This window comes from Parachlamydiales bacterium (assembly GCA_041671045.1).
In the GTDB taxonomy this organism is placed as follows: Bacteria; Chlamydiota; Chlamydiia; order Chlamydiales; family JABDDJ01; genus JABDDJ01.
The window spans coordinates 20,820-33,853 of record JBAZCF010000009.1 but is presented as its reverse complement, the minus strand read 5'-3'; the positions used below and the strand labels follow the sequence as shown (position 1 = coordinate 33,853).

At 45.5% G+C, this 13,034-nt stretch carries 12 protein-coding genes; 6 read left to right on the top strand and 6 right to left on the bottom strand.

The features are described from left to right. Positions 1–41: 41 nt before the first annotated feature. The 4 genes from lpxD to recR all read right to left on the bottom strand — a co-directional run bounded on the left by lpxD (position 42) and on the right by recR (position 4,942). Positions 42–1,079, bottom strand: a complete 1,038-nt coding sequence (gene lpxD, locus WC222_09570) for a UDP-3-O-(3-hydroxymyristoyl)glucosamine N-acyltransferase (protein MFA6916634.1) — start codon at positions 1,077–1,079, stop codon at positions 42–44. Then, entirely contained in the window at positions 1,072–1,659 is a 588-nt protein-coding gene (locus tag WC222_09565) for an OmpH family outer membrane protein (GenBank protein MFA6916633.1), read from the bottom strand. Before WC222_09565 ends, lpxD begins: the two co-directional genes overlap by 8 nt. A gap of 34 nt (positions 1,660–1,693) precedes the next feature. Continuing rightward, a complete protein-coding gene (bamA, locus tag WC222_09560) occupies positions 1,694–4,138 on the bottom strand; it encodes an outer membrane protein assembly factor BamA (GenBank protein ID MFA6916632.1) in 2,445 nt (814 codons plus the stop codon). Between the two features lie 207 nt (positions 4,139–4,345). Then, positions 4,346–4,942: a recombination mediator RecR gene (gene recR / locus WC222_09555; protein ID MFA6916631.1), complete on the bottom strand. Its 597-nt coding sequence runs from the start codon at positions 4,940–4,942 to the stop codon at positions 4,346–4,348. A gap of 127 nt (positions 4,943–5,069) precedes the next feature. On the opposite strand from recR, the gene WC222_09550 reads away from it, so the two are divergent. From WC222_09550 to acpP, 4 genes are read left to right on the top strand one after another with little or no spacing between them, the layout of a single operon-like run. Beyond that, positions 5,070–6,065, top strand: a complete 996-nt coding sequence (locus WC222_09550; GenBank protein MFA6916630.1) for a beta-ketoacyl-ACP synthase III — start codon at positions 5,070–5,072, stop codon at positions 6,063–6,065. A gap of 6 nt (positions 6,066–6,071) precedes the next feature. Beyond that, a complete protein-coding gene (gene fabD, locus WC222_09545) occupies positions 6,072–7,022 on the top strand; it encodes an ACP S-malonyltransferase (GenBank protein ID MFA6916629.1) in 951 nt (316 codons plus the stop codon). 4 nt (positions 7,023–7,026) lie between these two features. Then, positions 7,027–7,788 (top strand): 3-oxoacyl-ACP reductase FabG, encoded by a 762-nt coding sequence (fabG, locus tag WC222_09540; GenBank protein MFA6916628.1) that lies wholly within the window; start codon positions 7,027–7,029, stop codon positions 7,786–7,788. A gap of 20 nt (positions 7,789–7,808) precedes the next feature. After that, positions 7,809–8,057, top strand: a complete 249-nt coding sequence (gene acpP / locus WC222_09535) for an acyl carrier protein (protein ID MFA6916627.1) — start codon at positions 7,809–7,811, stop codon at positions 8,055–8,057. Positions 8,058–8,097: 40 nt separating this feature from the next. Here acpP and WC222_09530 read toward each other — a convergent pair whose 3' ends face one another. Further along, positions 8,098–9,204, bottom strand: a complete 1,107-nt coding sequence (locus WC222_09530) for a branched-chain amino acid transport system II carrier protein (GenBank protein ID MFA6916626.1) — start codon at positions 9,202–9,204, stop codon at positions 8,098–8,100. Between the two features lie 230 nt (positions 9,205–9,434). On the opposite strand from WC222_09530, the gene WC222_09525 reads away from it, so the two are divergent. Both WC222_09525 and WC222_09520 read left to right on the top strand, forming a co-directional pair. After that, positions 9,435–10,217: an aldo/keto reductase gene (locus WC222_09525; GenBank protein MFA6916625.1), complete on the top strand. Its 783-nt coding sequence runs from the start codon at positions 9,435–9,437 to the stop codon at positions 10,215–10,217. Between the two features lie 66 nt (positions 10,218–10,283). After that, on the top strand, positions 10,284–10,991 hold the full coding sequence (locus WC222_09520; protein MFA6916624.1) for a hypothetical protein: 708 nt from the start codon (positions 10,284–10,286) through the stop codon (positions 10,989–10,991). Positions 10,992–11,615: 624 nt separating this feature from the next. Here WC222_09520 and WC222_09515 read toward each other — a convergent pair. Then, the gene (locus WC222_09515; GenBank protein ID MFA6916623.1) at positions 11,616–12,980 is read right to left on the bottom strand and encodes an amino acid carrier protein; all 1,365 of its coding nucleotides are present in this window, start codon (positions 12,978–12,980) and stop codon (positions 11,616–11,618) included. Positions 12,981–13,034 lie beyond the last annotated feature (54 nt).

Genomic DNA, 13,034 nt, shown 5'->3' with positions numbered 1-13,034 from the left:
ACCCTATCCAAGGATAGGGTTAGTGTATTTATAAACTTATTTTAGCTTTCTTGAAGAATTTTCTGCTTAAGCTGTTTGAGCTCTTCTACAAACTCACTCATCTTACGTAAATAGACAGCATTTTTATTGTATTCTTGGATAGGCTGTACGGGAATACCACTATAATCACCGGTAGGCAGTGATTTACTCACTCCCGATTTCCCTGCAATACGTGTCTTGGGTCCTATCTTTAAATGCCCGGCGATGGCGACTTGGCCTGCGATAGTGCAGTGATCTCCGATCGTGGTAGAACCTGCAACGCCTGTTTGTGCCACAAGCAGCACATGTTTGCCTATTTCTACCCCGTGTCCGATCATCACAAGATTGTCTATTTTAGAGCCTGTCCCGATACGCGTGCATTTAAAGCGTGAGCGGTCAACGGTAGTATTGGCGCCGATTTCAACATCATCTTCAATAATGACATTGCCGATCTGTTCGAGTTTTGTGTGTTCACCTTGAGCCGAAGTTGTAAAGCCGAACCCGCAGGAACCGATGACAACACCTGGCTGAAGAACGACGTGATTGCCGATCTCGCATCCTTCGCGAATGGTAACGCGGGGATGGATTTTGCAGTTTTCACCAATAACTGTCTCCGGGCCAATATAGCATTGCGCTCCGATATAGGTTCCTTTGCCGATAATTGCTTTCTGGTCGATCACAGCATAAGGTCCAATGGTCACGTTTTCCCCAATGATAGCTTCTGAATGAATGACCGCAGTAGGGTGTATTCCATCAAATCCTGTAAGAGGGGGCCTGCTTTGGGCAACGGTTTCTGCCACTTTTTGGAAGGCACGGGATGGGTCGGGGTGGATGAGGAAGTTAAATTGAGAAAGCTCCTCGGGAACTTGGGAAACAAAGACTGCGCCTGCATGGGATTTTGCAAGCTGCCCGGCATAGCGGGGATTGGAAAAAAACGAAACATCCTCAGCAGTAGCATGATAAAGGTCTGCTACATTGAGGATGATGTGTTCGGGATTTCCTTTGAGGGTGCTACCCGTGAGCTCGCAGAGCTCACGGAGAGTAAAGGATTTCTTAGCCACCTGCTTTTCTTCCTTCGCTGGAGCCGTTCTTGAGTTGTTCTTCAAACATGCGATCAAGTTCACCTACAACGAGGTTGGTCACATCTGTGGAAGGAGCATAGAAGTAGACAGCTTCTTCATTCAGAATGAAGGTCAGGTTTTGTTTTTTAGCGACTTGCTCAGCAGCTTTGGCCACGATTTCAGTGATCATTTGCACGATCTTAGTGTTTGCTTGGCTTAGCGCTTGGTAATATTGCTGCTGTTGTCCGGAAAGTTCTTGGGAGGCAGCGCGGAATTTGTGTTTCAGCTCTGCTTCAGCTTCTTGGGAAAGGCTGTCTAAGTAGTCGGGGTCATTGAACTTCGCTGCAATTTCGTTGATTTCTTTTTCTTTCTTTTCCAATACAACATCCATCTGCTTCTTTAGGTTTTCAAAAGAAGCTTGTTCTCTTTTGCCTAACTTGGATTTTTCGACGCAGGATTTGAAGTTAACCACACCGATTTTTGGTGCAGGCGCTTCCGCTGCGTTGATAGAAGATGAAAGGGGCAATGCTAACACAAGTGTTGCAAGGACGATGCGGATATTTTTTCCTAACAGTTTCATTATATTCTCCCAATGAGAGGGTTTGAATTCTATTTTAAAACTTTCCACCGATTGTAAAGAAAAATCTCTTTACATCGCTACGGTTTCTTGCGTTAACAGGAAAACCGAGCCCTAAGGTCACAGGAGGCATACTTGCCATGACTTTGACGCGAGCGCCAAAACCTGCGGAGGCGTAAAGGTGGCCAAAAGCAAAGCGGCGTGAAGACAATTGTCCGAAGTCTGTAAAGGCAAACCCTTCAAACTTGGGTGAAAAGGGATGAGCGTACTCTAAGGAGTAGTATTGTAGCGAGAGACCGCCTGTAGGGTCGTTATCGGAGACCGGAGACCAATAATCATATTGAGTTTTTTCGTTTATGACCAGATTGATTTCCTTCCCATTTTCATCTTTGGTCTTTTGTGGTTTTCTTCGCAATTTATGGTGTGTTTTAAGTTTATGGGTGTGCCCCTGGTGTTTAGCAGTGCAATCTATGGCGTTATCCTGGTTTAAATCCACCTTAAATTGCGGACCTAGGAAGTAGGGTCTAAAGCCACGGACGATTTCATCGCCGCCCAAGAAAAAGCGCTCTTCGATAGGGACTTCGTCAGCATTTGTATGACCATAAGGAAGGATGAAACGGAAGTCGGCACGAAAGATCAGTCTTCCCAGGGGATCCAGGGGGCCGATAGGCAGGTAGTAGTTGTTGATATAGGCAGCACTCAAGAAGCTTTGCTTACCGCCCACACCCGCGCATTCGCCTTCAAGCTTGGATCGGAATCCTTCCGTAGGGAACTGGGGGTGGTTGGTACTGTCATACATCCAGGATGCACCGACGGCAGAGGTAAGACCGCTATTTTTAGCCTCGTGGATGAGTTCTTCTGACGCGCATGAATTTGTTTGAATGCTGGTATATCCGATACGATAGTGGACGCCTGTTTTAACAAACGCGTTAACGTCGTAGGTTGCATGCAGGGTTAAAGCGACCGTATTGATATTGTAATCATCGGATACGTAGCGGTTGTTGTTACCTTCCAAGTCAAAGCCGACGCTCCACAGAGTGTCATTATAAAAAGGTTTGGTCCAAGACAAAATGGCTTTGCGGCTTTTAGCGCCTACGGATATTGTCGTATGGGCATATTCGCCCCCGCCGCGCAGGCCGCGGCATTCGCCATGGAGCAAGTTGCATAGTCCGCGGTGATTGAAGTTTCTCTCCGTAATATTCAAGCCAATGAATAAGCTTTCCATAGTGCTATAGCCGCCGAAAGCGCTGATGTTGCCGGTGCTATCTTCTTCTACTTCGACATGAACGTTGCGGTAGTTGCTAGGGAGGATGCCATTTTCTTCAGGGCGGACGGCATAGACGTTGACGCGTTTGAAATACCCGATGTTGCGTAGTCTTTGTTCTGTTTTGCAGAGGCCTTCGCTGTCGAAGAGTTGACCCGGGATCAGTAGAACTTCGTTAAGTATGACGTTTGTATCTGTGACGCAGTTGCCGATGACTTTGATCATACCGACGCGGTATTGGCATGCTTCTTCGATGGTAAAGCGGATATCATAGACGTCTTCATCACAGCGCAGGCTGGATTCGAAGTTGACGAAAGCATCGATATAGCCTTTACGTCCATAAACGCGGGTTAAGCGTTGGACGGCGTCATGGATGTCTTCAGGAGCGTAAGGGTCGCCGGAGCATAGGCCGATGACTTCGCGAACAATGTCATTGTCAAAAACGGTATTGCCTTTGAAAGATACGCTGCCGATTGTGTAGGGATCGCCTTTTAGGGCTGTGATGCGGAGGATGATCTTGTTGGAGCAGTTGAGTTCATTCATTTCGATGTTGACATCGGCGTCCGCATACCCTCTATTTTGCAGATAGTTGAGGATGATCATTTTATCATGCTGGATAGCTTCTTCGTGATAGATGCCTTCACCTGTGAGCCAGCCGCTCAATAAGAAGTATCTTTTGGTGACCATCATGGCCGAGAGTTCTTCTTTTTCGCATTTAGTGAAGTTGCAGAAGACGATGTCTTTGATGCGTCCGGAGCGTCCTTCACAGATTTTAACGGTGATATCGACTTGATTGGTGCAGTCATCAAAGCTTACTTCATAATCTAGCTGGGATTCGAAGTATCCCTTCTTTATGTAGTAGGCTTGAAGTTTATGGAAGGCTTTGTTGAATGCCTGCCTGTCGAAGGGAGTGCAGGCGTTAATAGCTAGTTCGCTTTTTAAGTCGGCTGAGGAGATGTTGCAGTTGCCTTCCCAGGAAATAGAGCGGATGAGGGGCTTAGGCCATACTTTAATGACAATACCTAGATTGTTATCGCCGCAGGGAGTTAGTGTCGGTTCAATGCGGTCATATTCGGCCGAGAGCAATTTAAGGTCGCAGTCAAAGTTCAATTGCATGAAGGTGTCACCGGCGCGCGTCTTTAATTTGCCGGACATCGCCTTGGTATCTTTGACATCTTTTCCGGAAGGGGAGACGATAATGACTTCTAAAGTATCCACAAAACAGTTTTCATACTGTAATGGGGCAGCAATAACCGGTATAAAATAACCGCAGATCAAAACTATTAAGCTTACTATATATCTTGAATAACTATTACACATAAGAAACACTCCAAGCGAGAGGGTTACATCATAGGTAATGATCCCCAATATTGCAAGCAGTAGAGATAGAAATAGTAATTTTTTTTAGAAGAAAAGGTCTTTGCTCTAGAAGTGGTTTCTTCCTGCTAGGGCACGGGCAAGGGTGCTTCCGTCGATAAAATCGAAAGCGCTGCCCATGGGCAAGCCGAAAGCTAAACGCGATAATTTGACCCCTTGCGGGGCTAAGCGGTCTTTTAGATAGAGGGCAGTGGTGTCGCCTTCTAAAGTGGCATCGAGCGCAAGGATAATCTCTTCGATTCCCTGGCTTTGGATCCTATCGCAGAGCATATTAATACGCAGCTGGGTAGAATCAATGCCTTCGATAGGGTTGAGCAGTCCTCCTAAGACGTGGTACATGCCGCGGAAGGTTCCCGTTTCTTCAATGGAAAAAGCATCTTTGGGCTCTGCAATCACACAGATAAGTTTTGACGCGTTCCGTTCAGCCGAGCAGTAAGGGCACGCTTCAACATCGCAAAGGCATCCGCAGAGATCGCATTGGCGGATGTGCTGGTCCATACTGTCGATGACTTGGGCAAATTCTTTTTGTTTTTGATTTGACCATGTCAACATATGAAAGGCAAAACGTTCCGCTGTGCGTCTTCCTACACCGGGAAGGCGGTTTAATACCGCGATCATTTTATTCAAATGTTTAGGGTAGCTCATGCCATTGAGTATAGCCGAATGGCGAGTTAATCCCTATCTGAAAAAAAAGCAAAACACTACTTCCTTCTTAAGCAACTCTTTGATATCCTAATTCTTTTAAAATGTAGTGTTTGGGAGAAAATTGGGCATGTCAAAGCCAAGGGGCGCTCGCATTATAGGACTAGGGGCATATCTTCCGGAAAAAGTCATGAGCAATGCCGACTTCGAGAAGATCGTCGATACTTCCGATGAATGGATCTATTCACGGACGGGTATTCGCCAGCGCAGGATTGCTGCTGAAAATGAATTTCCCTCCACAATGGGTACCGAAGCTGCAAAAGCGGCCCTTCTTAACGCAAAGCTCTCTCCTGATGACATTGACCTGATCCTTGTTGCCACGATGAGCGGCGACTACCCCTCCCCCAGCACTGCTGCTCTAGTCCAGCACCAGCTCAAAGCAGGCAAAGCTGCAGCAATGGATATTCAAGCCGCATGCACCGGATTTGTCTATGCTCTGGCTACAGCTAAAGCTTACATAGAATCGGGCATGGCTAAAAATATCCTTGTCATCGCGGCCGAAAAAATGATGCCTTTAATGGACTATGCCGACCGCACCACATGCGTCCTTTTTGGTGACGGCGCCTCCGCAGCAGTTGTCTCTTCCGCTGGTCCCGGCCTTTCTATCGGTCCTGTGGTCATGGGATCCGACGGCAGCCTGGCCGACCTAGTCATCATCAAAGGGGGAGGATCCCGCCACCCTGCGACCAACAAAACACTGGAAGAAGGGCTGCAATACTTCCGCATGAACGGCAAAGAAGTCTACAAATTCGCCATCCGCAAAGCTGCCAGTATAGCCCAAGAGTGTTTGACTGCTGCCGGCATCTCTGCGCAAGAGCTATCTTGGGTGGTCCCTCACCAAGCCAACCAACGCATGATGGATGCTATCGCCAAAGAAATCCACTTACCTGAATCCAAAGTCTACTCTGTCATCGAAAAGTATGGCAATACATCCGCTGCCGGCATTGGCATAGCCCTCACTGAATTGAATCAAAAGGAAAAGCTTTCCCCGGGCGAAAATATCCTGCTTAATGCCTTTGGCGGAGGGATGACCTGGGCTGCTATTTTACTCACAAAGGAAGAGTAATCTGCTATGAACAAACGATACGTATTTATTTTTCCCGGACAAGGAGCCCAATATGTGGGGATGGGAAAGGACTTTATCCAGGAATTCCCAATCGTCCGTCAAACAATGGAAGAAGCTAACGACCTGCTAGGAAAAGATATACAGAAAATCATTCTGGAAGGCCCTGAAGAACTTCTCACTGAAACAGCCAATAGCCAAGTCGCCATCTACATCCTAAGTCTTGCCTACCTGCGTGCTTTAAAACAGCTAGCTCCACACCTGACCCCCACTTTCACTGCAGGCTTAAGCCTAGGCGAATATACTGCTTTGACTGCCGCCGGCTACCTACCCTTCGAACAAGGCCTGGCTTTGGTACACTTACGCGGACAAGCGATGAATGACGCCTGCGCGCAAAATCCCGGAACAATGGCAGTCGTCCTTGGGTTGAACGCTTCTCAAGTGGAAGAGGCTGTCCGCGAAACTGCTCTCCCCCATGATCTATGGGCAGCTAATTTCAATAGCCCAGGACAAATCGTTATTTCCGGTACCCTGAAAGGTATCGAAGCCGGAACAGCAGTCCTTACCCGTAAGGGAGCCAAGCGCATCCTGCCCCTTAAAGTTCATGGAGCATTCCATAGCGGTCTTATGAGCTCGGCTGCGGCCAGGCTTAAAGAGGCTATTGCTGAAACCCAATGGAAGCAAGGCTCAATACCGGTAGCAATGAATACCACAGGCCGCCTTTCCGAAAATCTCGAAGAAATTAAACAGCTTCTGACTGAACAAGTCACTTCACCTGTACGTTGGGAACAATCTATCCTTACTCTTGAAGAGCAAGGTGTCGATGCTTATATCGAAATAGGGTGCGGCAAAGCTCTCAGTGGATTTAATAAACGCATCGGTGTAAAAGCCCCTACCTATTCCATAGAGAAGACTACCGATCTTGCCGGTCTGGAAGAACTATTTGCAACAAGGAACTAACGAGATGCAATCCCCACAACTTTTGAAAGGACAAGATGCCATTATTACCGGGGGTACTAGCGGCATTGGAAAAGCAATTGCGGAAACTTTTCTACAGCAAGGGGCTCGTGTAGCCATCGTGGGCAGCAACAAGGAAAAAGGCGAGCTCGCTGCCAAAGAGCTAGCTCAGAATTGTCACGAAGGTCAGATCTATTTCTATCAGATCGATGTCTCCAATAAAGAAAGTGTTGACCAAGGCATCAAAGATATCCTAGCTAAATTCGGTAAAGTCGATATCCTCGTCAATAATGCAGGTATTACCCGCGACCAGCTTCTCATGAAAATGACCGAAGAAGACTGGGATATTATTATGGATGTGAATGCGAAATCGTGTTTTTTCCTCTCCCAAGCTCTCATCCGTCCCATGTTGAAAGCTCGTCAAGGGCGCATCATTAATATGAGCTCTATCGTGGGTATCTCAGGTAATGCCGGACAAGCCAATTATGCTGCATCCAAAGCCGCTATTATAGGCTTTACCCGCGCACTCGCTAAAGAGGTCGCTTCAAGGAATATTCTCGTGAACTGTATCGCGCCGGGATTTATCCAAACTCCCATGACACACGAGTTGAATGATTTACAAAAAGAAACTATCCTTGCTAAAATTCCACTCGGAAGAATGGGCGAGGCATCCGACATTGCACAAATGGCTCTCTTTTTAGCCAGTCCCATGGCCAAATACATCACAGGCCAAGTATTTGTGGTTGATGGCGGCATGACAATTACATAAATAACCGTTGAGGTAGACACATGTCTTTAGAACAAGAAGTTATCGATATCGTGGCAGAACAGCTAGGTGTTGATAAGGAAGAAGTAACGTTATCAAAGTCTTTCGTAGAAGATCTAAATGCTGATTCATTAGATCTAACTGAACTTATGATGACTTTTGAATCCCGTTTTGACTGCGAGATCGCAGAAGATGAAGCAAGCAAGCTACGTACAGTAGGCGATGTGGTTGCTTACATCCAAAAACGCCGCGCAGAGACCGGCGCTCAATAAGTTAATAGGTGCGGCAACAAGTGCCGCACCTATCTATTCATTATTCGGATATAGCCATCTTTGGGCTTGGACTCCATAAAGCTCTAACAATATTCCATACTGTAAAAGCAATAAGAAATGGGTATGACGTCTCTAATATAGGGGCTAAGAATTCTGCAATTCCAGAAAAGTCCAAGGTAGAGATTGCAAAGGCGCATACCAGTGTCAACAATAAAGTGGACCATTCAGGTACCTTATTATTAACGAATTCTTTGCGTATAAAATCAGAAAATAAGACAGTCAGTACTAAGGCTGTGGTATAGCAGGCCAAGGCAAAAGCTACACAGACAACAGCACCGCCCCAGGTCCCTAAGACATGCAAAACTATCGTGGCCAACATGCTTTGCGGACTCACTTCCGTCAAAAGAGCGGAATATTGAAATCCTAAGAAGACTAATCCGGCATATACTGTAGCTAGTAATAATCCTGCTACAATAACGGCCCGGAAAAATACTCTCATCATCACAGAAGAATTTTCAGTCTGCGTTCTAAGCTGGGCGATGACAAACCCTGAAAAGAAGAGCGAAGCCATCAGATCCATGGTTTGATAACCTTGCGAGGATCCCATAGCAAAAGCTTCCCAAACCGTTGTTTCAATGGTAGTCTTGACAGCGGCGTTCAATAAGCAAAAAACAAAAATTCCTCCTAAGGAAAGCAAAAGTAAAGGCGTTAGCCAATTTCCAAGTAATTTCATAATTTGATCGCGGAACAACGCAGCGCCAAAAAGTAAAATGCAAGATACTAGGCTAAAAGTTGCGAGCGATACATCCGGCATAACATAGATGAATGTCCCATGAGCTACAGTTAAGCACCGTGCTAATACACCAAATGGGCCCATCAATGCTAAACATGCAAAGGAGAATAGTAGAAATCCTTTGCGACCTAGAGGCTTGAAAAATTCTGACGGTTCGCCCTTATATAAAAGAATGCCGATGCAACCTAGCAAGGGCATAAAGACAGCTGTTAAAATTAAGCCTAGCGTGGCCCAAAAAGTATTTGCCCCAGCAAAAGTTCCTACAATCAAAGGAAAGACTAGATTACCCGAACCGAAAAACATACAAAAAAGCGCTAAACCGGTAGTAAGCGCAAGAGTTCTCTCTTTATTCATTTTTACCTTAATAATTAGTGATTAGATTTTGTAGCAAAGCGGGGGTGTGATGGCAGCTTAGCTGCCAATAATAATGGAGATAATTACAGAATAAGAGTGGGCTGTCGTAATCATAATTAATATTATAGCATAAAGCTTAATAAATTTCAACCCAAGAATTCCCTTAGCAATCTAGCTCCTAGTAAAAATCCACTATCGTATATAAAAGGTAACTTTAATCGAGAGGATGTATGAAGAATATCCCCCTAATTGGCCCTATGCCTGCTATAGGATTGGGAACATGGCGCCTTAATGGCAAGCAGTGCGAAGAGACAATTAAAATAGCTCTAGATTTGGGCTATCGTCATATTGACACAGCGGATGTTTATGAGAATCACGCAGCTGTCGGCGCGGGTATCCAAAAATTTCCGCGCGAAAAACTTTTCCTTGTTTCAAAGATCATCAACGATGAGCTGCAACCGCAAAATGTCAAACGTGCGTGTGAGCGGATACTTAAAGAGTTGAATACGCCCTATCTCGACTTATTGTTGATCCACTGGCCTTCTAAGGATATCCCCATAAATGATACCCTAGAGGCAATGTCGGAGCTAATCCCAGCCCATTTGGTAAAATACATAGGAATTAGCAATTTTATGAAGTCCCACTTGGAGTCCATCCAGCGGGATAGATTTCATATTTTAACTAACCAGATTGAAATGCACCCCTTCCTCCAAGAAAAAGAACTCGTCGACTACTGTCAAAAGATCGGAGTGATTGTTACAGCTTACAGACCCATAGCCAAAGGCATTATTAGCGAAAATGACACATTGCTCGAGATCGGTGAGCGTTATCATAAAACTCCTGTTCAAGTGGCATTGCGATGGTTTTATCAGAAAGGGGTGGTCACTATCCCTAAAGCAGGCTCTGAAAATCATCTTTTGGAGAATATTTCCATTTTTGATTTTGAGCTTTCAGAGAGTGATATGAAATCTATCAGCGGCTTGGAAACAGGGATGCGACTAGTAAATAGATAATTTAAGATTTTGCAATAAGTGTTTGTAGAGTTATTATTACCCATTGCTGAATAGGATGAATATACAATGAGTAATATAAAATTATTTATAGTATCTTTTGCATTACTGTTTTGTTCAATATTAAATGGGCATTCCATTGAACATCAAAGGTTGGTGACCATTCACGGATTCCTCGGCGATACTTGGAATATGAAATATATGGCCAGCGGCTATTCCGATAAGCATGTATATGTAAAGCACTGGGCATACCCTAGTAGAGATAAACTTATTCAAGAGCATGGCGCTGATCTAGCTCATTACTTACAGAAGCTCGCGAGGAAAAAACCGGGCGTACCTATCAACTTTATTACTCATTCCATGGGCGGATTGGTGTTACGTTCTGCTATGAATCATCCTGAATGCCCGCCCGAAGCCAAAATTGGCCGTGCTGCCCTTTTAGCACCACCAAACCAAGGTGCAGGCTGGGGTAGATTCCTGGATCAATATTATTTTTCTCATTTGATTGGAAAAGAGAAGGCCGGAAAGCAATTAAGGTCGCAGGCGGATTTCGAATTCTTGGGACAATTTCCTGACACTGTTCAAGTGTTAGTGATTGCAGGGACTAAAAATATTAATCCCTGGATTAAGGGAAAAAGCGATAGTACCGTCACTGTGGATGAAACACGTTTAAATACACCTCACCAACACAAAACGGTGCATGCCGAGCATACAATGATATTGTTTAGCAAGCGTGCTTATAGATATATAAAAGAGTTTTTCAAGCAAGACTTATAGTCTTTGTCACATGGCGTGGGCGATGATAAGGTCTGTGTCGCGTTTTATTTGAACGCAAAGATGCTTCGCTCAGCATCACGTGGGCGATGTTGAGGTCTGTGTCGCGTTTTATTTGAACGCAAAGACGCAGAGAACGCAGAGAAACTCCGCCCCACATTAGGTTGTCACTTGCACGATTGTTTCATACCGATCTTACTTCGCTGCGATCCCCCGCGGGACCGCAGCACCGACGTTGACATGCCCGCTACGCGGTCACGTCAAGCATTTACACGACACCGAATTTAGTCAGGATTTTTGCAGGATAAACCCAAATGGAAACAGCTCATTTTGGTCATGCGATCTGGCATTAAGTTTACAAACATGTTTCTGCTGTGAAAACTGCGATTTTGTTTATTCTATGAAGTGTTTTGAAATCCTTGACATGATCGCGTCAGCGAGCATGTCAACGTCGGCGCTGCGGTCCCGCGGGGGACCGCAGCGATGTGAGATCGGTACGAAAATAGCCATGCCAGTGACAACCTAATGTGGGGCGGAGTTTCTCTGCGTTCTCTGCGTCTTTGCGTTCAAATAAAACGCTACACAGACCTCAACATCGCCCACGTCACGCTGAGCAGAGCCTCTACTCTAATCCAAAACTACGCAAACTCTCTCTCTCACGTCATCAACAGGCACTTCCACTTCCTGCTCAAAACGAATCTGATGTCTAAGCATGTATATGCCTACCAAGTTTACCGACAGCAAAATTGCCCCTGAAATGGACATTATGATCAATGCTTGAGTCTGGTCGAAAAATGAGAAGAACACCAAGGAGCATACTCCATAAATGATATAAGCCATTTTGCCATATTTTGGATGGACGAAGCGTGCACATTTGATTCCTACACAAAAGTAGGCGATCATTGTGGTATAGCCTGCAATGAAAATAAATACGGGCATGAATACATGCATGTAGGGAAAGTAGTTGCTCAACGCTGTTTGGATAAGCTGGGAGCTTTCGATAGGGGTCTCAACTTTCCATACCCCTGTCAACAATACAATCAGGATGCTTACTGTGCAGACGATTGTGTCAATGCAGATTCCAAGTACAGCCAAACGTGCTTGACGTTCGGGATAGACTGTGCTGGACTCACTTTGGATGATGGAATCATAGCCGATACCTATATCGCCGGAATACGCTGCACGGGCAATACCATGTTGTATTGCAAGTAACACACTGCTACCGGCAAAGCCTCCCACAGCAGCATGACCTGAGAAGGCAGCGACAAAGACATCCTTCAGGATTCCTGGCAGAAGCGTAATTTCTTGCAGCAGCACCCATCCTCCCATAACTAAGTATAGGACAACAAAGCTGGGCATGACCAAGCTGCAGATTTTCCCTACGCGTGGAATGCCGCCTACACTAGCATAAACGACCATACAGATAATTGCAGCAATGACGCCATAACGGTTCAAGTCAAAATTTGTCGCTACGCTATCGGAAATGACTGCAAACTGATAGATCTCCACTCCGTAGATGCAAAGCATGATCGCAATCAGAAAGGGAACCCAGGTATTGTTGAAGGCTGCGCGTAGGAAATACATGGGGCCACCGTCGTAGCCGCCGCGGTCATTTTTCACTCTGTTTTTAAGGCCAAGGTAGATCTCGGAGTATTTTATGACTCCGCCGATAAGGGCTGCAACCCATACCCAAACTAGGGCACCGGGTCCGCCTATTTGGATGGCGGTGACGATACCGACCATATTACCGATGCCGATCATTCCCCCTACTGAGGCGAAAAATGCTTTAAGCGGGTGGACGCCGCGCTCGTCGCTTGTGGATGTTTTCATCAACTGGACAAAGGTCTTGAAAATGGAGGGCAGAGCGCGTAGTTGGAAGAAACGTGCTTGGATAGTCAACAAGCAGCCTAGAAACATAATCAAAATAAAAGCAACGTAACTCCAAAAGAAACTATCTATAATAGATAGGAGATCAAAAAAAGATTCTAACATAATTAACACCACAAAATAAAATTTATTATTCTATTGGATATTCCAACAGGTAAA